Origin of the sequence: Cupriavidus necator A5-1, from assembly GCF_000744095.1 — a bacterium.
Classification (GTDB): domain Bacteria; phylum Pseudomonadota; class Gammaproteobacteria; order Burkholderiales; family Burkholderiaceae; genus Cupriavidus; species Cupriavidus necator_A.
The window spans coordinates 907,135-927,366 of sequence record NZ_JQLI01000001.1; the positions used below are offsets into that span (position 1 = coordinate 907,135).

Here is a 20,232-nt window from a genome sequence, read left to right on the forward strand (position 1 = left end):
CGCTCCGTGCCCCGCACTACCGGGTGCCGCCGACCGCCCGGCCCCACGCGCCGGTGCGCAACCCTGCGTCGACGCGCAGATCGAAATTCGCGTAGCCAGGGAAGAGCTGCGGTGCCTTGACATGCAGGGGCAGCCCGGCCAGCGTCAATTCCCGCTGCCAGGCGTGCACGTGGCCGATTCCGGCGCGCGCGGCCACGGCGCTGCGCCCGGCTTGCGCCGCGCTGGCACCGGCGCGCCGGCCCATGCTCAGGATATCGAGCAACGCGTTGCCCATCAGCCGGTTGCGCCCATGAATGCCGCCCGTGACCTCGCCAACGCAGTACAGCCCTGCCACGCTGGTCGCACCCTCCTTGTCGATGGCCACGCCGCCGTTCTGGTAGTGCAGGGTCGGGTAGACAAGGAAAGGCTCCTGGGACGGATCCTGGCCGCACTTGTCGGCGAGATGGCGCAGCGTCACGAGCCGCTTGGCCAGGATGCCGGGGTTCTCCATTTCCAGCGTCGGCGTGTCGAGGAAGACACCGACCTGGCCGCCCCGCTCGATGCCGCGCCCCTGCGCGCATTCGCGCAGGATCGCCGAGGCCACGATGTCCCGGGGCTTGAGTTCGTCGACGAAACGCTCGCCCTCGCCGTTGATCAACTTCGCGCCGGCCGAGCGGGCGGCTTCCGAGATCAGGCCACCCGCCAGGTGCGGCGGGTAGGCGATGCCGGTGGGATGGTACTGAAACGAGTCCAGCTCGCGCAGGCGCGCCCCGATTCGATAGGCCAGCACCAGGCCGTCTGCGGTGGCCCCGTAGTGGTTGGACGTCGGGAAGGCATTCAGGTGCAGGCGCCCCGCTCCGCCTGTGGCGAGAATCACGGCGCGCGCGCGCACCAGCACGAAGGTTCGCCATTCGAGGTTGTAGATCACCGCCCCGGCGCATTGGCCACGCTCGTCGGAAAGGAGTTCGACCGCGGGGCACCGGTTCCACACCGCGATGCCCGCTTCCAAGTCCACCGCCTCGCGCAACACGCGCATCATTTCCAGGCCAGTGTAGTCCCGATAGGAGAGAATGCGCGCGGCCGATGCCCCGCCTGGCTTCTTGCGCAGGAGATTGCCGCCGAGGGGCCTGTCCTCCTCCTGGTCGAACATCATGCCCAGCCGGATCAGCCAGCGGATGACGTCGGGTCCGTCCATCACCATCTGCGCGACCAGCTCGGGCTCGCCGCAGAAGTGTCCGGCACGCAAAGTGTCCTCAAAGTGCAATTGGGGACTGTCATCCTCGCCAATGGCCGCCTGGATCCCGCCTTCGGCCATCACGGTGTTGCTGTCACCGAGGCGCAGCTTGGTGGCGAGAATCACCTGCGCGCCTTGCCTGGCCGCGGTCAGCGCCGCCGCACAGCCACCACCGCCCCCGCCGATGATCAGCACATCGGTGGAGACGAGTTGCGCCCCGGCAATGTCGACGTCGTCGATCAGCGCGTTGGCTTGCAGATAGCGGGCGAGATCCGGCTGACAAGGCTCGCCGCGGTTGACGCCGACGGTCAGCGCCACGCGCGCATTGGGCCCGTGGTCGGGGTGATAGGCCTTGAGTAGTTCTTCGACGGAGATGTCATCGCCGCGCACCGCCGGCGCCACACCGGGACGGTAGCGCTTGCGCGCCTCTTCATAGGGGATACCAGCCGGCATGATCGTTCGTCCAGTCAGCGCGGCGGCTGCGCGCCGGGTGCGTCGAAGTCGATCTTCATCGCGCCGCTCTCGATCTGCTGCAGGCGCAGCATGAGATTGGCCGGCCGCAGCGTCTGCGCCGCGATCATCCGCCGCACGAACAGGCCGAGATGGTTGGGCCGGATATGCTCGGGGCAGGCCAGCGTGCAGAGGTTGCACATGACGCATTCGTCGAATACCTGGCCTGAGGCGGTCAGCTTGCCCTCCACCGCGAACTTTACCCCTTCCTGGACATCGAGCCCCTTCGGGCAGGCGCGATCGCATCCGCTGCAGTGACGGCAATGGGCCGCCTCGGGGAACACTTCAGAGATTGTTTGCAAGGCGTCCCAGCTGTCGCCGACCTCCTCGATGCGATAGACGTGCCGCTCCGACGCCGTGAAGTAATCCAGGAACGCCACCTGCATGCCTTCTTCGACCAGCGTCTCGCAGGCGAGCGCCGTGCGCACATCCTGCTCGCCGCTGCGCCGCACCATGACACGGCACGAACCGCATACCCCCTGGCCCATGCAGCCGACGCCTTCGACAAGCGTTTCCCCGGCATGCAGGAAGGCCTGCAGGATGGAGCAGTTTGCCGGTGCTTCGACCGTGCGTCCTTCGATGCTCAAGCGTACCAGTCCCATCGCGTCGCCTCTATCGCCCGGCGTCGTCAGCGCCACACTGGCGTTTCCACAGAAAAGGTCATATAAACCTTAGCACAAGGGAGGTCATTGCAAAGGGGGCGTCGCATGCAGGCTTACTGGAAACCTCTCGCGCCGCTGCTTGCGGTGATCGCGATCGCCCTCATTCCCGCCCCCGAGGGCCTGGCACAGAACACTTGGTATTACTTCGCGATCTTTGCCGGCGTGATTGTCGGGCTAATGCTTGAGCCCATTCCGGGCGCGGCGATCGGCCTGATCGCCGTGACGCTGGTGACCGTGTTCTGCGAATGGGTGTTCTACAGCCCCGAGCAGCTCGCGAAACCGGGCTTCAACCCGGCGAACGCTGCCCTCGCCTGGGCGCTTTCCGGGTTCGCCAACAGCACGGTGTGGCTGATTTTCGGCGCCTTCATGTTCGCCCTCGGATACGAGAAAACGGGCCTGGGCAGGCGCATCGCACTGTTGCTCGTCCGTGCGATGGGCCGCAGGACGCTCACGCTGGGCTATGCGGTGATGATGGCCGATGCATTGCTGGCGCCGTTCACCCCCTCCAATACGGCGCGCAGCGGCGGCACGATCTTTCCCGTCATCCGCAATCTGCCGCCGCTCTATGACTCGAAGCCGAATGATCCGTCAGCGCGGCGGATCGGCTCGTACATCATGTGGACCGCGATCGCCAGCACCTGCGTGACGAGTTCGATGTTCCTGACCGCACTGGCACCCAATCTCCTCGCAGCCGAGATCATCAGGAAGACCGTCCAGGTCGACTTGAGCTGGATGCAGTGGTTCATGGCCTTCGCGCCGGTAGGGATCCTGCTGTTGCTGGCCGTACCGCTCCTCGCTTACTTGCCGTATCCCCCTGAAGTGAAGCAAGGCAGCGAAGTGCCGGCCTGGGCGGCGCAGGAGCTCCAGAAGATGGGCCCGCCAAGCCGGCGCGAACTGCTGCTCGCGCTGCTGGTGCTGATCGCCCTCGCGCTGTGGATATTCGGGGACAAGCACGTCAATGCGACCACCGCGGCTTTGATGGTGATTGCCCTCATGCTGGTGACCGGTGTCGTGACCTGGGACGACATGCTCGCCAACAAGCAGGCTTGGAACACGCTAGCGTGGTTTGCGACGCTGATCGCACTGGCGGACGGCCTGAGCCGGACCGGCTTCGTCAAGTGGTTCGCCGACACCATGGCAAGCCACATGAGCGGCTTTCCGCCACTGACAGCGGCAGTGATCCTGGTGCTGGTCTTCTACTTCACGCATTACATGTTCGCCAGCGTCACCGCCCATACGACGGCGATGCTTCCGGTCATGCTCAGCGTAGGATCCACCATTCCCGGCATGCCGATGGAAGCGTTTGCGCTGATGCTGGCCCTCACGCTGGGCCTGATGGGCATCCTCACACCCTACGGTACCGGGCCAAGTCCGGTCTATTTCGGCAGCGGCTATCTGCCTGCCGGTGACTACTGGCGGCTTGGCACATCTTTGGTGTCATCTACATCGCCGTATTCCTGTTGATCGGCGCGCCGCTCTTGCTTTGAAACGGAGCCCCAACCCATGCTGCACCACACTTTCCACCGCCATGATCAGGCCGCATGCGTCGATCCGCCTGCGTGCCCGAACGCGACCCGAAGCCCGGGACTAACCATTGACGCCAGATGGCGCCTTCCCATGCGACCAGCGCGCTGGCAAATCATGACGCTCAGGGACTGGGCCATGACAATACTGCCGAGATTTTCTTGCGGGCTCCTCGCCGCGCTAAGCTGCATCTGCCTGTTTGGTGCGACGCATGCCTTCGCGCGCCAGGCTTTCGACTCGCCAGATGCAGCCATGGCGGCCTTTGGCCAAGCGGTCCTCAATGACGACGAGAAGGCCATGCGAGCCATGCTGGGCGCCAACTTCCGCGACATCATCCCCCCGGTCGGCGCCGAAGTGCGGAACAGGTTCAACACGGCCTGGGCACAATCGCATCGCGTGCAACAAAGGGGCAAGCACGCGTCCATCGTCGCGGGCGACGACGGATGGACCCTGCCCGTGCCGCTGGTCAAGTCAGCCAAGGGATGGCAGTTCGACACGCTGGCAGGCACCCGGGAAATGCGCCTTCGTCGTATCGGCCGGAACGAGCTCGCGGTGATCCAGACCATGCAGGCCATCTGCGATGCGCAGACCGAATATGCCCAGACGACCCACGATGGCGAGAAACGGATCGTCTATGCCGGCAGGCTGTCCAGTTCCCCGGGCAAGCACGACGGGCTCTACTGGCCGAGCGGACCGAACGAGCCACCGAGCCCGCTCGGGCCGGCTTTCCTTGACGCCGGCACGCGCAATGCAAGCAAGGAGGGCTACCATGGCTATCATTACAAGCTCCTCACCTCGCAAGGATCGCACGGCGATGGCGGCACATTGAACTATGTCGTCGACGGCAAGCTGTTTGGCGGCTTCGCGGTCATGGCCTGGCCGGTACGCCACGGTGACACCGGCGTGATGAGCTTCATCGTCAGCCACAAGGGCCAGGTCTATGAGCGCGACCTCGGGACCAACAGCGCCGCCAAGGCAGCGGCAACGACATCCTTTGATCCGGCTCCCGGCTGGCGTAAGGTGTCGCCATGAAACCGCGCGCCCTGACCACCGCTTGCTGTGCCCTGCTTGTGCTGGGCGGGTGTGAAAGCGCCGGTCCGCCCGCAGCGGGTCCAGCCACGCCGGCGATGTCCCCGGAGGGCACGGTGCAGGCCCAGAAGGAACCCGCGCCGTACAAGGCGGAAGAAATCGAGGCGCTGGTCGCGCCGATCGCGCTTTATCCCGATCCGCTGCTGTCACAGGTCTTGATGGCTTCCACCTACCCGCTGGAAGTCGCCCTCGCCGCGCGCTGGAGCAAGGCGCATCCGAACCTCAAGGGCGACGACGCAGTCAAGGCGGTGCAGAACGAGTCCTGGGACGTCAGCGTGAAATCGCTGGTGGCGTTTCCGCAGATCCTTGAGCCAATGGGCGACAAGCTGGACTGGACCCAGAAGCTGGGGGATGCATTCCTGGCCCAGCAGAAGGAGGTGTTCAATGCCGTGCAGCGCCTGCGTGTGCGCGCCCAGCAAGCCGGCCACCTCAAGTCGGGGCCGCAGCAGACCGTGACCGTGGAAAACGCAACCGCCGGCGAAGCCACGCAGCAGACCATCGTGCGCATCGAGCCGGCGGATCCCAAGGTGATCTATGTGCCGGTGTACGACCCGGCGATCGTCTACGGCGGCTGGGGCTATGCAGGGTACCCCTACTACTACTGGCCACCCTACGCGCCCTACTACCCGGGTGACGCCTTCCTGGGAGGCATCGCATGGGGCATCGGCCTGGCCGGGGCCATCGCCATCTTCGGCAATTGCGATTGGAACAATGGCGGGGTACATGTGGAGCACCACAAGGCCCGGAACATCGACCGCAATTTCGACGCCAGCAAGTTCGAGGGAGGCCGCTGGCAGCACGACGCCCGGCACCGCCAGGGTGTCGCCTATCGCGACAATGCCACCCGAGAGAAATTTGGCAGGAGCATGGCCGATGCGGCGGGCCGCAACAACTTTCGCGGGCGCGATGCTACGGGGGGCCGGGACAATGGCTTCCAGGGCGTGGGCAGTGGCGGCAGCGCCGTGCAGCGTGACGTCAATCGCGGAAGCGCGAGCCTGCATTCAGGCTCCGGCCGCGCCGGCGGTTTCGGGGGTGGCGCGCGCGGCGGTGGCTTTGGCGGCGGACGAGGTGGCGGTGGACGACGTTAGGGAACCAATGCCCGTTTGGAGTGGTGTAGGTCGCGTTCCTCTGGTCCGCGGGTGGGCGGCCCTGTTTGCATTCTGGGGACACGCTTCTATGCCGGTGATTACGAGAACGCGCAGGACGCGGACTTCATCGTGATCACCGCCGGCGTCGGTGTGAAGCCGGGGCAGACTCTGCAATGGTGCCATCCACTGTGGCATCGCCAGTGCAATCGCGCGAATTTGCCAGGCCATCGTTCACAACACCGACCTCATTCTCACAGTCGGCATCGTGCATGCCGAAGTCGAAGGCGTGGCAGAGATATGTTTGTCGCTGCCGATGGTGGTCAATGGCGGCGGAGCGCAGCTACTGGCTTATCCAGAACTCCACCAACTCTTCTGGGAAGGATCGCAAGATGCTCACAAGACTGAAAGCGGCGTTCCGCTACTTCAATAGCGTGGTCCCGTTCCGACTGGGCCCCGCCCTGATCACGACGGTCGTGCTGATCACCCTGCTGCTGCTGCCTGTGCCAGAGGGGCTCACGCCCAAGGCTTGGGGCCTGGTTGCCATCTTTCTGACAACAATCGTTGCGATCATCCTGAAGGTCATGCCGATCGGGGTTATGGCGATGATGGCCATCGTGGTCCTCTCGCTGTCGCAGGTGACCTCGACCTCGTCCAAGGGGGCGATCGCCGATGCGCTGACCGCCTTCGACAGTCCTCTAATCTGGTTGATCGTGGTGGCCATCCTGATCTCCCGCGGCGTGAAGAAGACCGGCTTGGGCACCCGTATCGGCCTGCTGTTCATCTCCCTGATGGGGAAACGAACGATAGGCATCGGCTATGGTCTGGCCGCCTGTGAACTGGTGCTGGCGCCCTTCACACCGAGCAATACCGCGCGCGGTGGCGGCATCGTGCATCCGATCATGAAGTCGATCGCCAACGCATTCGACTCGGATCCGGCAAAGGGCACTGAGGGCAAGGTCGGCACCTACCTGGCGTTGGTCAACTATCACGCCAACCCGATCACCTCGGCGATGTTCGTGACCGCCACCGCCCCGAACCCACTGGTGGTGGACTACATCGCCAAGGCGACCAATCAGAATCTGCATCTGAGCTGGACGAGTTGGGCGCTGTGCATGTTGCTGCCCGGCCTGCTATGCATGCTGGTGATGCCGCTGGTGATCTATGTGTTGTCGCCGCCGCAGCTCAAGGCCACACCCAATGCGGTGGAGTATGCGCACGCCGAAATGGCGAAGATGGGTCCAGTGTCGCCGAAGGAAATGGTCATGATATGGACCTTCGCCCTGCTGCTGGTGCTGTGGGCCAACGTTCCGGCGATGATGTTCGGTCCGTTGCTCACGCTGGACCCGACGGTGGTTGCCTTCGTCGGCCTGTTCGTGCTGATCATCACCGGCACCATCGACTGGGACGACGTGCTGTCTGAGAAGAGCGCCTGGGACACGTTGATATGGTTTGGTGCGCTTATCATGCTGGCCGAGCAACTGAACAAGCAAGGCGTGATCACGTGGTTCTCGAAGGGCATGAGCGACGCGATTGCGGCCAGCGGCATCGGCTGGGCCAGCACGGCCGCGATCCTGGTGGCGGTCTTCGTTTTCTCGCACTACCTGTTCGCCAGCACGACGGCGCACATCAGTGCGATGATGCTCGCCTTCCTGACGGTGGGAGTCCATCTGATACCGCCAGCGTATGTGGTGCCGTTCATGCTGCTTATGGCGGCCGGCTCGGCGATCATGATGACGCTGACCCACTATGCGACGGGCACCTCGCCGATCATCTTCGGCAGTGGCTTTGTCACGATGGGAACCTGGTGGCGCGTCGGTTTTGTGATGTGCGTGGTGGACCTGCTGATCTTCGCCGTGGTCGGGAGTGTCTGGTGGAAGGTACTTGGCTTCTGGTGAACATGCAGCCGAACGACGCCCGATGAACCGCTCGTGATCATGCCAATTCGACGCTCTGGCCCGGCCATGCTTGGCGCCCGCTATGTCACCGACCCGGATAAGCCGCCGGACGCGTGGCATAGATTCTTGCTGGATCAGCTCAAATGGAGGACCTTGCAGCAAGACGCCTGCACCTAGCGTTTACGCTTACTGTCTTGCAGCGCAAGGATCACCACGCGTAGCGTGGCATCGTCTGGACATGCTAAGTCGGCAAATCCAAAACGTTTGGCCAGTCGCCGCATGCCGGTATTCGACGATAAGACATATCCTTCCATGCATCGAAAGCCGCGGCTCCGAGCGATGTCGATCAGAGTGTCCAGCAGTCGGCTGGCCAAGCCAAGCCTATGCCAGTCATCGGCTACCGTTACCGCAAATTCGCAGTATCGCTGCCCGGTGCGGCGGCGTAGCGCGCACCACCCACAATAGACGACACCTTGTTTTCCGTGGCAATCGCCACCAGTGCAAACTCTCGCTCAACCGAGGGATGCGTCGCTTGTTCGAGCATCGCCTCCGGCAGTTGCTGCATGGCAGCCATGAATCTGGCGTAACGCGCATCGGCCGAAAGCTTGTTGAATGCCGCCAACAGACCGGCCTTGCCATGTCCGGTAATCTCTCGCACTAGCACTTCCCGTTCATTGCACAGGGACACGCTGAACGGCACGAAGTTTGTCGCTTCAGACTTGTCTTGCATGGCAACGTTGTTGTAAGGAAAGAAAGCGAGTTCGTTGAATCGATGGCGGCCGCCTAAGGCAGGCGTCACAAGCTCCGAGCGCCGCCTTTTTTCCTCCCGCCATGTCAACGGAGTACTTGCTGGCGTCATGCCATGATATTGACGCCGCCATCCACATACAGCGTTTCGCCCGACAGCCGCCGGGCGTAGGTCGTAGCCAGGAAGGCGCAGGTGTACCCTACATCCATGATGTCGACCAACTCGCCAAGTGGAGCGCGTTCCACGGCGTCAGCGAGCATCAGATCGAAGCCCTTTAGTCCGGATGCAGCGCGCGTCAGCAGCGGCCCTGGCGAGATCGCATGCACGCGGATGCCACGTGGGCCCAACTCGTACGCGAGGTAGCGTGACACGGCTTCCAGGGCGGCCTTCACCGGACCCATGACGTTGTAGTTCGGCACCACCTTGTTGGCGCCGTGGTAGCTCATGGTGAACATGGTGCCACCATCGCTCATCAGGGGCGCCGCCAGCCGGGCCATGCGTACGAAGGAGTGGCAGGACACATCCATGGCCTTGGCAAAGCCTTCGGCCGAACAATTGAGCAGGCCACCCTGCAAAGCATCTTTCGGCGCCCAGGCGACCGAATGCACCAGAATATCGAGCCTTCCCCACTGCTCACTGATTCGCGCAAACAACTCGTCCATTTCCGCTGGGTTCGTGACATCCAGGGGCAGAAAGATGGAAGCGTCAAGCTCCTGCGCCACCGGCTCGACGAACTGGCGCGCCTTTTCGCTGGCATAGGTAATCGCGACCTCTGCTCCCAGTTCGCGGAAGGCTTTGGCGCACCCATAAGCAATGGAGTGTTCGTTCGCGATCCCGCAGACGAGTGCGCGGGCGTTGTCGAGGATCGGTTGTTGCGGCGCTGCAGTCATGGCACTCTCTCCCGGATTCATTATTGCCAGTGAGCCGTCAAGACCAAGCCGCTGCCTTGATCGGCTATGACGGCGGTCATCGTGTAGGCATTGCGAGGGCGTCCCTAGTATGTCTGGCAATCATCAGTTCCTCGTTGGTCGGAATGACCCAAACAGGGATATGGCCCGAGGCCAAGCTGATGCGCGGTCCATGGCTGGCATTCGTCGCGGGATCCTTGCCGAACGGCGCCCTGAGTTGGCGCAAGTGGCCTGCTTCGATACCGCCTTCCACCGGGCGCAGCCGGAAGTGGCACAGGCATTCGCATTGCCCGCGGAGATCACAGCGCGAGGCGTCAGGCGCTACGGCTTCCACGGACTGTCCTACGAGTACATTGCGAGCGTCCTGCCGAGCGTCGATGCCGGCGCAGCGGCGGGCCGCACGATCGTATTCACGATATGTTTTGGAAAAGTCACAAGATCACGGCCCTCGTAATGAGAGAGCGCTTCAGCTGAAGCGAGGGACGCATAGGACACTCTGAATGAGTGCAACGCAAGTCTGATCAGGGGATACACCATGAAACGCATGTCATTGCTGGCCGCTGCGGTGTTGGTAGCGGCTAGCGCTTCTGCGTGGGCGCAAACCGAAACCCGCGTGGATATCACGCAGTCACCCGGACAGGCGACAGCGACCGGCACGGCAAAGCTCACCGCCAAGATCGTCAAGATTGATGCGCCGACGCGAACGGTTTCGCTCAAATCCGCCGACGGCAAGACCACGGACCTAGTCGTGGGGCCGGAGGCGAGGAATTTCGAACAGATCAAGGTCGGCGACACCGTCACGACAGAGTACAAAGAAGCCCTGACCATGAGCCTCAAGAAGGATAAGGGGCCGCTCGCAATGCACGAGCGCGAGACCTCGGACCGTGCTGCGCCGGGAGCAAAGCCAGGTGGCACAGTCGGCCGGGAAGTGACCGTCACGGCGGACGTTGTCGCCGTCAATACCAGCGCCAAGACCGTGATCCTGAAGGGGCCGAAAGGGCGCACCGTGGATCTCGTGGTGGAGGATCCAGACCGTCTTAAGGGCATCAAGACGGGCGATCGGGTCGAAGCAGTCTATACCGAGGCCGTTGCGGTGTCGGTGCAGCCGGCCGCAGGCAAGTAGCAGCACCGGATCCAGGACAAGCCAAGCCCGTCGACCATGCGGGCTCCCATCCTGGCGTTCGCAGTCGGGGGCGCGGCCAATTCGGTATTTCGCCACGGCGAACCGTCCCCGGCCCCTCTTGGCTCTTCTGTCACAGAATTTCCAGCGGAGACCGAGCTGCCGCGCTGTGCAAGATGGTCGACCGCCACCAGATCACCGGTGCGATAATCGACGGGCCACTTGCCCTGGACAACGCCATCAACCTGGATGCCGCGCGGATCAAGAAGATCGCAGCGCGCGCATATCGCTCGACACGCCAGAGACGCCGAGCAGGCCCGACTTGCGGTAGATCAGATCCTCGATGGCCCGAGCGTCCATGACGAGTTCGCTCATCAAGTACAGAATCACGCCCGGATCGAGACTGCCGCAGCCCGTTCCCATCGGCAGGCCATCCACCGCGGTAAAGCCCATGGTGCTGGCCACGCTGCGCCCCGCCACCAGCGCGCAGATGCTGCTGCCGTTACCGAGGTGTGCCACGCCCCCGTAGCTTGTCCAGGGTGTCATCGTCGAGCGTATCGAAGGTCAGCCGCACGGCAGGGCCTGGTGCCGTCGCCTTCCAGTGTTCGATGCCGGTGTATTCCGGGAATCCGTACTTCACCAGGAAGGCGCCGATTTCCTCATCAGTGGTTTTGGCATCGAGGTTTCCAAGCAAGAGAATAGACATGGCTCACCTTCGGTTTAGGCCAAAAAATCGGAAATGCCGTCGACAGCATCGTTCGATGGCAGGCAAGCAAACAGCGTGCGTGTCACGGCGTCACCTCGGTCCAGCCCGGCCCCGGGTCGAATGACCGGATCGCCACGGCCTTGGCTGTGCTATCCGGTCCGAGATCACGCTCAAAGACTCGCCCGTCGTGACTGACCATGAAGCTCTTGATGCCGGTGTCGCCGTAGCGAACCGGCCACGCGATCACCGCAAATCCACCGAAGAGCTTGCCATTCACGAGATAGTCATACTGGCCACCCGGAGCATGGCTTCCCTGCGAGGTAAGCAGCTTGTAGCGATAACCGTAGTAGCCTCCCTGGCCCCTGCTACGCATGCCGGCCTCAAGGAAAGCTGGTCCCAGCGGGCTTTGCACCTCGCCGGGCTTGGTTGGCCAGTACAGGCCATCGTGCTTGCCGGGCGAGCTGACGAGCTTCGCCGCGTACACCGACATACCCTGCGTCTTTTGGGCCATCTGCGCGTACTCATTCTGCGCATCGCAAACGGCCAGCAAGGTCTGCATCACCGCCAACTCGTTGCTGCCGATGCGGCGAAAATGCATTTCCTCAACGCCGGCGCGGGTATCGAAATGCCATCCCTTGGCCGTTTTCACCAGTGGAATCGGCAAGGTCCAGCCGTCATTGCCGGCCGTAATCCGGGCGCGGTTGCCCCCTTCGGGGCGAATGGCATGCGATTGGCTCCAGGCCTCAAGGAAGCGGTAGCGAATCTCTGCGCCGACCGGTGGGATCAGGTCGTGATAGTTGGCACCAAGCAGGGACTTCATCGCATCGTCGTCGCTGGTGGCAACCGCCTCACCAAACGCGTTCATCGCAGCCTCGGGCGAGCTGAAATTTTTCTGCGCATGAGCTGAGGCGATCCCCAGGGTCAATAGCGCCAGCACCATGGCGATGGCACTGCCCCAGGCGCAAGACCGGGACCGAGGAAGTCGTTGTGTCGAGCCCATGATCGCGTCCCCCAGATTAGCGTCTACCGCCGCCACGCCCACCACCACCACCACCGCCTCCGCCACGGCCACCGCCTCCGCCTGCGAATCCGCCGCCGCCGTGACCACCGCCGCCCCCTCTGGCCGCACCGCTTTGGCGGTGTCCAGAAGACTGCATGCTGGATCGGCCCCGGTCAAAGTCACGTTGGGCCGCGGCGCCACCCCCGCCTACGCCCTGGAACGCGTTCTCCCGACCGCCGCCCGCGCCGCCGCCACGCCCGCTCCCAGCACGATCCGACACGCCGGCGCGGTCTCCGGCACCACTGCGGTCGCCGCGCCCTCCGCGATCGGCCACAGACGCCCGATCCGACCCCCCACGCCCTCCGCGATCGGCCGCAGACCTCCGATCCGACCCCCCACGCCCTCCGCGATCGGCCGCAGACGCCCGGTCCGAGCTGCCCCGACCGCCATCGCGACCACGGTAATCGTTGCGCCTGTCAGAACCGGCCGAACTCCTGCCACCAAACTTCTCACGCGAAGCGTTATCCCGATACGCCACGCCTTTCCGATGCGAGGCATCGTGCTGCCATCGTCCACCGCTCTGCACCTTGGTGCGGTCGAAGTTACGGTCGATATTGGCCGCCTTGTTGACGTTGATGTTCACGTCGCCGCCACCCCAGTTGCAGTTACCGAAAATGGCTCCGGCAGCGGCCAGGCCGACGCCCCATGCAAAGCCGGTGGCCAATGCTGCGCCCGGATAGTAGGCAGGATATGGTGGCCAGTAGTAAGGCGGATAGGCGGGTGAGCTCCAGGCGCCGTAGACCACGGTTGGATTGTAGGCAGGCACGTAAATGACCTGCGGATCCGCCGGCTCAATCCGCACAACAGTCTGGCTGGGCTGCCCCTGGGCTGGGGCCGGAGGCGACTCCACGATCACGTTCTGCTGCTCGTTCGACTTGAGGTTCCCCGATTGTTGCGCTCGCGCCCGCAGCCGCTGCACCGCTGCCAGCACATCCTTCTCTTGGGCCAGAAAGGCGTCACCCAGCTTTTGCGTCCAGTCGAGCTTGTCGTTCATTGGCTCAAGGGCCTGCGGAAATACAACCAGGGATTTCACGCTGACATCCCATGGCTGGTTCTCGACCGCCTTGAGTGCGGCATCGCCTTTCAGTTTCGGGTTGGCCTTGACCCAGCGTGCAGCCTGCACGATCTCGAGCGGATATGTAGACGCCATCAGGACCTGGGACAGCACAGAATCGGGGTAGAGCGCGATGGGCGCGACTAGTGCTTCGAGTTCTTCTGGCTTGAAGGGGGCCGGCTGGTCCGACGCAGCTTGCCCATACGCGTTAAAGGCGATCAGCGTCAGACTGGCGAACAGCCAAGCTCCGACATGACGGAACAAATGTATCAGCCAACGGTTCATCCCAATCCTCCCAGCGGCCGTTTGCCGGTCACCCCCCGCAGACTGCGGGTCCCCTTGGCACAATCGTTCGAGAACACGGCAATTTCCGGCTAACGTACTGGTGAACGCTGGCGCTAATGTTGCCAAGGCGGATCCCGTTACCAGGGCTCGACAAATTCCTGTTTCCTCCGAATCTCGGCTACTGGTCCAGAGGGAAGCCGGGCCGCAAACGTTGTGTTCCGTACGCATCTTGTGCCCAATCTAGCCGCAACCGTCACGCAACCTGACATGAAATTTTTCGGAAGGGGAAATAAGAAAAATCTAGCGTCCGAGCACCTGCCAGAAAATCGACCAGGAATGGGCAATCTCATGCAGGCGTGTAGGCGACGCCATAGGATTCTACGAACCTGCAAAAGCAAACCGCTGCGCGAACGACAAGGCAAGGCAAAGCAAGGCCGCACTGATCGGCGCCTGACGCGCCGAAATCATCCGGGAGCTGACGTCGACGGCGTATCCGACCCACCTGTCGCAGCATTATGGTCGCCTTTCCGGCCAACTCGATCTCATACCCAAGCCAGCATCAGCTCAGCTACCACTTATAGCCATAGGTCGAGCGGGTCAAAGCCTCGAGTGGCTTGCCGCCAATACGGATGGCTGGATCTGGCATGGCCCTGATGCGCGACGGTTTAGCGAGCACGCCGCGCGCTGGCGGACTGCGACCGCTGGCCACGGCTTCAAACCTTTCGGCTACGGAATCTTTTTCGAGCGAGATCATGGTCTTCCTGCATGGGAATGGCGTTTCGACGTCCCGCGCCGTGCGGATTTTCAAGACCTATGGCCAGGACGCCATCTCTATCGTCACGGAAAATCCTTACCGGTTGGCCCGGGACATTCGCGGCATCGGGTTCCTGTCGGCCGATACCATTGCCCAGAAGATCGGTATCGCACATGATTCCCCGCTGCGTGCACGGGCTGGCGTCTCCTACGCGTTGTCAGAAGCAGTCGGAGAAGGCCACTGTGGCTTGCCCCGGAGCCAACTCGTGTCGCTTGCCGTGAAGCTGCTCGAAATCCCGCAACCCATCATCGAGGATGCGATCGACCAGGAACTGGCAGAGGAAGTCGTAATCGCTCCGATACCGTTGACGGCGTTCCAGCGTTTTCCTCGCGCCGTTGTACAACGCCGAGCTTTCGATCGTCTCGCAAATGAAGCGCCTGAAGTCTGGATCGCCGCCATGGACCGCATTTGACGCAGACAAGGCAATTCACTGGGTTGAGAAAAAGCTCGCGATCCGGCTTGCCGATAGCCAGAAGCAAACTGGATGAGCTGGTGCTGTGTTACGCGACGACCATCCACAAATCTCAGGGATCGGAGAAGATCACCGCGGTGGCGCTCGCCACCGCCTTCAGTAACTGGTTCGCCAGCGGCACGTCGACCATCGAGCACTCGTCAGCCACCAGCAGATCACATTCGAGCGGCGACTCCTCGTTGCGCTTGAATTGCCCATTGGCCGGATTGACTTCAAGCAGCCGGTGGATCGTCTTCGCCTGAAGCCCGGTCGATTCCGACAATCGCTTGGCCGCCCGTCCGGTTGGTGCGCACAACAACGCCTTCACCTGTTTTGCACGCAGGATCGTCAGTATCGAATTGACATATCCGGTTGTGGTGATCCCCGTCTCGACGCAGCACTACATGATGCTCAAGCGGAACCCGATCTACACCGGCATCACGCGCGGCAAGCGCCTCGTTGTACTGGTCGGTCAAAAGCGTGCACTGGCGATTGCGGTCAAGGGCAAGCAAACGGAACGTCGCTGGTCGAAGCTCGCAGAATAGTTATCTTCCTGATCCGCGCGTGTTAATGCAAACGCTGCCTCCTGGCCGTCTTCGGCCAACTGTGGCGGCACACCCGCTTCCTCCTCCAGGCGACGGGTGATTCGCGCCGCCTGCACTGTCACGCCATTCGCAGATCCATTTAGAACGGCCTTTCATCTCCGTTCTGCGACGCCCCGAAGCCATCGACGTTTGACGGTATCCATCGCACAGCACAAGACGAAATCAACCGCGAAATACGAATAAACGTCCGCTGTCCGGCCGAATTGACGACCGAATGTCCATTCGGTCGGTCCGATCAACGGAAGTGGTGCCCTACGCCAAAACAGACGTTCAAAACGGATTGCCCGAGCGGGGAGCACGACGTCCGCTTAGGCCGAGCACCCTTGCGCCAAATTGACCGAGTGAATGGCAGTTGCACCTTGAAAGCAGCCGTCGAGGCTGCGTTGGGTCAAAGGCGGCAGAGGGTCGCGAAATGACTTTCGGGGGCGGCCGAGAATCCTTGTGTCCGCAACGGCCCTGTTCTCCTCCCGCCTCCCTGGAATATGCTGGCGGCAGCTGGGAGTCGGTTCCGGCTTGCAGCGACAGATGGCACATGGTTTTCCAAAACTTGCGTTGGGCCTCATTCCTACCGCTACTCCATGCGCTGCCTCGTTCCGCCATTTCCGCCCCTCGAATCGCGCGTGGCTGTGGCCTTTCACGGCCTACTGGTTGGGGAATCTTTGCTGAGAAAGAACTTCAAGGTGCAATAGATTGGCCCGCAATGCGGAAATCTGGGGCCGCCAAGTAGTTCGTGACTTCAGCCAAGCGGCATCGAACGACCTTATGGCTTGCATCTGGGATGCAGACCGGCCTTTGCGGCCCAATTCATTGCACCATACAGCAGCCGCCGCCGGCCGCCGCCGTTGCCTTGCCGCCCATAATTTCGCCATCGTGAAATTACAGATGGGGCGCCGCTCATTTGCCGCTGCCGCATCCCGGGCGGCCATATGCGGCGAGCAAGCCCGCAAGGTCCTACCCCTTTGGTAGCGGCCTCTTTGGTGACGCGTACTCAACGCGAACGCTGGTGGGCGGCGAAAAACGGCCGGCAGGCTGCCTAGACCCTGCCACCTGCGGGGCAATCTGCAAGAATTTTCATAAGGGTTTATACTTACGCCTGTCTCCTCCCTTTCCCAAAAGGGATTCGTGCCCGCCGTTGTAGCGGGCTTTCTTTTGCCTGCGTTCCAAGTCGCTCGTTGAGCTAAGGCGCCTAGCGCTGCCTGGCCGCCCGCGCAGGGGGCATTGGGCTCCCATTGCTGGCAGGGCTTCTTCCGAACGTGACAGCAAAGCCGTAGGTAGCCTTCCCTATGCAACTGCGCGAGTTCGGGTCATCAGACGGGAAACGAAGCAAGCCCAAAATCCTCCGGGCCTACGGGAACGGACAGCCCACCAGCGCTACACAGGCAGAGGTGAACTGGCGGCTGGATCCAGCGTTCGCCGAGTTCAGGACTCCCGACATCGAGCGCGTGGCCGCTCGTCAGCATCCGCAGCCGAACTGTGCCGATTCTGCAGACGGTCGTGCATTGTCTCGCAGAGGATCAACATCATTGTCGCGGGTTCGTCATCAGCGCCGGCCATGCCGGTTTCCTCGGCGCTGCGCAGATATACTTGCCGGGAGACGATTACGATGATAGCGCCGACGCAGAAGGCCCGGGCCACAAATTGAAGGTATCGTGCCATGGAAATCGCACCGGATAGCAGGGGTGATTGGTGGCGAGACTACACGAGGATGTCGCGGCGCGATGCTACGCCGTTGCACGATTGACACGCCTCCGTTTCGCTGTAGCGAGGCCGGAGCGCGCCTCCTGTGACACCGCACGGCGCCTGATGAGCATGCCAAAGACGATCGCGCCCTACCGAGCGGCCACTACTGGGCCACGCCGCACGCGCCCTTTCAGCTGGACGGTCCGAACGGCCACGATGAGGTCTTCCCCGGCGCCCACTGCGTGAGCGACGGCAAGTGGGTCACCTTCTACAAGGACGGGGAAGAAATCTGGGCGTGCAACGCTGTTTATGCCGCCGCGCATTTCGACTTTTCTGCCGTGTCCAACGCCTGCGCGTCGACGGCCGACTGAGGTGCTGCAGCGCCGACAGACTTCCGGCCCCCTCGCCGCATCAACCATGACGCCCAGCGCCACCACAGCAAGCAATTTTCGGTGAACGGGCGTTATGTCAATGCCATTGTCACGATCCTGTGGCGCGACCCTGGTCAAATTTCCAGGTAGCCTGCGGGCGGTCGTGGCTTGGTGTTGCAGCACTCACCACGGCGCCACGACTTCCGCCCCCCGGCTGTCCTCAGAAAAGCAAAAGCCCGAGCGGGCTTTGGGGCAAAATTCGGCGGTATGTCGAATTGACGCTGACATTGCCCACGTACTGCCTAGTCGCGTGCTGGCACTCTGCCGGGCAGAGCACTCCGGCTACCTTCTCGCCCTAGCCTCAAAGAGCCCCGGATGGGTTGGCGGAAACGCACGTCCGGCAATCCGTCTATCCGATTCGCTTTACTGAACGCGCCTTGGAGCCCTTCCCATCGCGCGGCGCGCTCCTGGTCCAGCTCACGCAACGCGCGCCGCTCGCTGGCCTCGGCGCGCTCCTGCGCGATGGTCACCTGCTCGCGGGCGCGCTCGAGTTCCGGCGAGAATTGGGTGCGCAGCTCCGCCAGCTGACGGCCCGCAGCCTCCAGTTCCGCCCGCCCCGCTTCCAGTCGCGCCTGCGTTGCGGCGCGCGCTTGGCGCTCAATGGCCAAGTCCGCCTGCACCGCTTCACGCTCCCGTCCTGTGGCGGCTTCGTTGGCCGCCTGCCGGATGGTCCTCACCGCCTCGGCCGCGATCTGCTTCAGGGAATCCGTCAGGTCCGGATGGTCGATGGCGACGCGCGTGCGCCCGCGCAATTCCTGCCAGAACGCCTGCAGCACCTCGGCGGGCGTGCCGATGCTGCCCTTGCGCACCAGACTGTACAGCTTGTTGGCAGTGGGCGTGACGCCATAGCGGAAAAACAGCAGGCCGCAGACCTCGCGGTACAGCGCGCGGATTTCGGAAAAGCGCGCGCAATTCGGCCCAGGTCGGCCTACATATCTGGGCGATCACGATCAGAGCCCGCTTGGCCGGCGACTGTCGTAATTGGCCGACACTGCTGTGCGTTTCCCCGGTTTCCGGTCATCGGGTGCTGGCGGGGAACGGACTGCGCTCCTAAGCTCGAACAGGCTGCCCGGCAGCATGCTGCAAGGCAGACAGGCAAAGAATGAAATTGTGGCTGGACCACCCAAGGCAAAAAAGAGAAAGAGAGGAGAACAACATGTCACTGAAAAGGATGGCCCTGGCGTCCCTGCTGGGATGGCCGCTGGCAACCCTTGCGCAGTCAAGCGTCACGCTGTACGGCGTGATCGACGCCAACGTGGAATACGTCAACCACGCGGGCGTCGTGCCGACGGCCGCCAATGGATTCAACCCGGGACCGGGCAACGATGCCTACCGGCTGACTTCCGGCGGGCTGTCCGGCTCGCGCTGGGGCTTGCGTGGCAACGAGGACCTGGGCGGCGGGATCAAGGCGATCTTCGTGCTGGAAAGCGGCTTCGGCCTCGATACCGGCCTGTCGCAGCAAAGCGGCCGCCTGTTCGGCCGCCAGGCGTTCGTGGGCGTCCAGAGCGACCGCTTCGGCCAAGTCAGCCTGGGCCGGCAGTACACCTCGATGTTTGAGGCCCTGGCCAACTTCTCTCCAACCGCCTATGCCACGCAGTATGAGCCGGTCGTCATGCAGTCCGGCCCCAACTACCGCGAGGACAATACCATCAAGTACACCGGGAAGTTCGGGGGGCTGACGGCCCTCGCGCACTGGTCCTTCGGCGCCGGGGTGGCCCTGCCCGCCTCGGTAGGGTTCCCCATCCCGATCGGCGGCAATGGCGAAGTCCCGGGGCAGTTCCGACGCGACACCGCCTATGGCGGGGCACTGGCTTACACGTTCGGCCCGTTTGCCGCGACGGCCGGCTATGACCAGTGGAATCCCACCATCGGCACCGGCACCGGCACCATCAAGAAGGCCGTGGTAGGCGCCAGCTATGCGTTCGGCCCCGCCAAGATCATGGGAGGCTACCGCTGGGGCCAGAACAAGAACGCGGCCGATGTCCTGATCCAACGCGACGACTTCTACTGGATCGGGGCCAACTACCAGGTCACGCCGGCGCTGGCGCTCACGCTCGAGTACAACTACGACGACCTCAAGAACCTTTACGGCAACACGAGCGTGGCCAACCCGTGGCAGATCTCCTTCGTGGCTGACTACTCGCTGTCCAAGCGCACCGATGTGTACCTGACCACGGCCTATGCCAAGAACGCAGGGTTGATGCTCGATTCGCTGGCGACCGTCTTTGCCAACAGCCTGTCGCTAGGTAACAGCTACGTCCTCGGCAACGGGCAGAGCAACATGTTCGGCGTCGCCTTAGGCGTCCGGCACAAGTTCTGAGTGCGCCGGGAGACCGGTAAGGAGTAGTTGGTGCAAGTCCACTACGACGAAGGAATAGCGAATCACATC

At 62.9% G+C, this 20,232-nt stretch carries 17 protein-coding genes and 6 pseudogenes; 12 read left to right on the forward strand and 11 right to left on the reverse strand.

Annotated elements, in window-relative coordinates; translation table 11 throughout:
- Positions 1–16: 16 nt before the first annotated feature.
- Positions 17–1,666 carry an FAD-binding protein gene (locus K307_RS04100; RefSeq protein ID WP_042876495.1) on the reverse strand — a complete coding sequence of 550 codons (1,650 nt, stop codon included), beginning with the start codon at positions 1,664–1,666 and terminating at the stop codon, positions 17–19.
- A gap of 14 nt (positions 1,667–1,680) precedes the next feature.
- Complete coding sequence (locus tag K307_RS04105; protein WP_042881275.1) at positions 1,681–2,319, reverse strand: 2Fe-2S iron-sulfur cluster-binding protein; 639 nt, start codon at positions 2,317–2,319, stop codon at positions 1,681–1,683.
- Between the two features lie 150 nt (positions 2,320–2,469).
- On the opposite strand from K307_RS04105, the gene K307_RS04110 reads away from it, so the two are divergent.
- The 5 genes from K307_RS04110 (at position 2,470) to K307_RS04125 (ending at position 7,981) form a co-directional block, all read left to right on the forward strand.
- A complete protein-coding gene (locus K307_RS04110; RefSeq protein ID WP_329955788.1) occupies positions 2,470–3,849 on the forward strand; it encodes an anion permease in 1,380 nt (459 codons plus the stop codon).
- Between the two features lie 198 nt (positions 3,850–4,047).
- A complete protein-coding gene (locus K307_RS04115; protein ID WP_042876497.1) occupies positions 4,048–4,941 on the forward strand; it encodes a DUF2950 domain-containing protein in 894 nt (297 codons plus the stop codon).
- The gene (locus tag K307_RS04120; RefSeq protein ID WP_042876498.1) at positions 4,938–6,086 is read left to right on the forward strand and encodes a DUF3300 domain-containing protein; all 1,149 of its coding nucleotides are present in this window, start codon (positions 4,938–4,940) and stop codon (positions 6,084–6,086) included. The genes K307_RS04115 and K307_RS04120 overlap by 4 nt, the downstream gene beginning before the upstream one ends.
- A 226-nt stretch (positions 6,087–6,312) precedes the next feature.
- Positions 6,313–6,516, forward strand: coding sequence for a hypothetical protein (locus K307_RS45490; protein ID WP_230625820.1), 204 nt, complete (start codon positions 6,313–6,315; stop codon positions 6,514–6,516).
- Positions 6,476–7,981 carry a DASS family sodium-coupled anion symporter gene (locus K307_RS04125; RefSeq protein WP_042881277.1) on the forward strand — a complete coding sequence of 502 codons (1,506 nt, stop codon included), beginning with the start codon at positions 6,476–6,478 and terminating at the stop codon, positions 7,979–7,981. The genes K307_RS45490 and K307_RS04125 overlap by 41 nt, the downstream gene beginning before the upstream one ends.
- Positions 7,982–8,154: 173 nt before the next feature.
- On the opposite strand, the pseudogene K307_RS04130 reads toward K307_RS04125, so the two are convergent.
- The 3 genes and pseudogenes from K307_RS04130 to K307_RS49085 form a co-directional block, all read right to left on the reverse strand.
- Positions 8,155–8,711, reverse strand: a pseudogene (locus tag K307_RS04130) (N-acetyltransferase family protein).
- Positions 8,712–8,836: 125 nt separating this feature from the next.
- Positions 8,837–9,619, reverse strand: a complete 783-nt coding sequence (fabI, locus tag K307_RS04135; protein WP_042876499.1) for an enoyl-ACP reductase FabI — start codon at positions 9,617–9,619, stop codon at positions 8,837–8,839.
- A 76-nt stretch (positions 9,620–9,695) separates the two neighbouring features.
- Positions 9,696–9,833 (reverse strand): annotated as a pseudogene (locus K307_RS49085) (acetate kinase); the annotation flags it as partial.
- Between K307_RS49085 and K307_RS04140 the strand changes: the two are divergent.
- From K307_RS04140 to K307_RS49090, 3 genes and pseudogenes are all read left to right on the forward strand, one after another.
- Positions 9,831–10,046 (forward strand): annotated as a pseudogene (locus tag K307_RS04140) (acetate kinase); the annotation flags it as partial. The pseudogenes K307_RS49085 and K307_RS04140 sit on opposite strands and share 3 nt — an antisense overlap.
- A 126-nt stretch (positions 10,047–10,172) precedes the next feature.
- Positions 10,173–10,760, forward strand: a complete 588-nt coding sequence (locus K307_RS04145; protein WP_042876501.1) for a hypothetical protein — start codon at positions 10,173–10,175, stop codon at positions 10,758–10,760.
- Positions 10,761–10,915: 155 nt separating this feature from the next.
- Positions 10,916–11,029: pseudogene (locus K307_RS49090) on the forward strand (phosphate acetyltransferase); the annotation flags it as partial.
- On the opposite strand, the pseudogene K307_RS04150 reads toward K307_RS49090, so the two are convergent.
- The 4 genes and pseudogenes from K307_RS04150 to K307_RS45495 all read right to left on the reverse strand — a co-directional run.
- Positions 11,022–11,276 (reverse strand): annotated as a pseudogene (locus tag K307_RS04150) (acetate kinase); the annotation flags it as partial. The pseudogenes K307_RS49090 and K307_RS04150 overlap by 8 nt on opposite strands.
- A complete protein-coding gene (locus K307_RS04155; protein ID WP_042876503.1) occupies positions 11,260–11,463 on the reverse strand; it encodes a hypothetical protein in 204 nt (67 codons plus the stop codon). The gene K307_RS04155 and the pseudogene K307_RS04150, both read right to left, overlap by 17 nt.
- Before the next feature lie 82 nt (positions 11,464–11,545).
- Positions 11,546–12,463 (reverse strand): DUF2950 domain-containing protein, encoded by a 918-nt coding sequence (locus K307_RS04160; RefSeq protein ID WP_042881280.1) that lies wholly within the window; start codon positions 12,461–12,463, stop codon positions 11,546–11,548.
- 16 nt (positions 12,464–12,479) lie between these two features.
- The gene (locus tag K307_RS45495) at positions 12,480–13,862 is read right to left on the reverse strand and encodes a DUF3300 domain-containing protein (protein ID WP_080745104.1); all 1,383 of its coding nucleotides are present in this window, start codon (positions 13,860–13,862) and stop codon (positions 12,480–12,482) included.
- Positions 13,863–14,506: 644 nt separating this feature from the next.
- Between K307_RS45495 and K307_RS44170 the strand changes: the two genes are divergently transcribed.
- Positions 14,507–15,088, forward strand: coding sequence for a helix-hairpin-helix domain-containing protein (locus tag K307_RS44170; RefSeq protein ID WP_051974641.1), 582 nt, complete (start codon positions 14,507–14,509; stop codon positions 15,086–15,088).
- A 112-nt stretch (positions 15,089–15,200) separates the two neighbouring features.
- On the opposite strand, the gene K307_RS04180 is transcribed toward K307_RS44170, so the two are convergent.
- Positions 15,201–15,455 (reverse strand): AAA family ATPase, encoded by a 255-nt coding sequence (locus tag K307_RS04180; protein ID WP_230625459.1) that lies wholly within the window; start codon positions 15,453–15,455, stop codon positions 15,201–15,203.
- On the opposite strand from K307_RS04180, the gene K307_RS45500 reads away from it, so the two are divergent.
- Both K307_RS45500 and K307_RS50280 read left to right on the forward strand, forming a co-directional pair.
- Positions 15,415–15,672: an ATP-binding domain-containing protein gene (locus K307_RS45500; protein WP_042876507.1), complete on the forward strand. Its 258-nt coding sequence runs from the start codon at positions 15,415–15,417 to the stop codon at positions 15,670–15,672. The two genes, K307_RS04180 and K307_RS45500, sit on opposite strands and share 41 nt — an antisense overlap.
- A 1,982-nt stretch (positions 15,673–17,654) precedes the next feature.
- Positions 17,655–17,783, forward strand: a complete 129-nt coding sequence (locus K307_RS50280) for a hypothetical protein (protein ID WP_268989172.1) — start codon at positions 17,655–17,657, stop codon at positions 17,781–17,783.
- A gap of 452 nt (positions 17,784–18,235) precedes the next feature.
- Here K307_RS50280 and K307_RS04200 read toward each other — a convergent pair.
- Positions 18,236–18,751 (reverse strand): annotated as a pseudogene (locus K307_RS04200) (DNA-binding protein); the annotation flags it as partial.
- A gap of 248 nt (positions 18,752–18,999) precedes the next feature.
- Here K307_RS04200 and K307_RS04205 point away from each other — a divergent pair.
- Positions 19,000–20,163, forward strand: a complete 1,164-nt coding sequence (locus K307_RS04205) for a porin (RefSeq protein ID WP_042876510.1) — start codon at positions 19,000–19,002, stop codon at positions 20,161–20,163.
- Positions 20,164–20,232 lie beyond the last annotated feature (69 nt).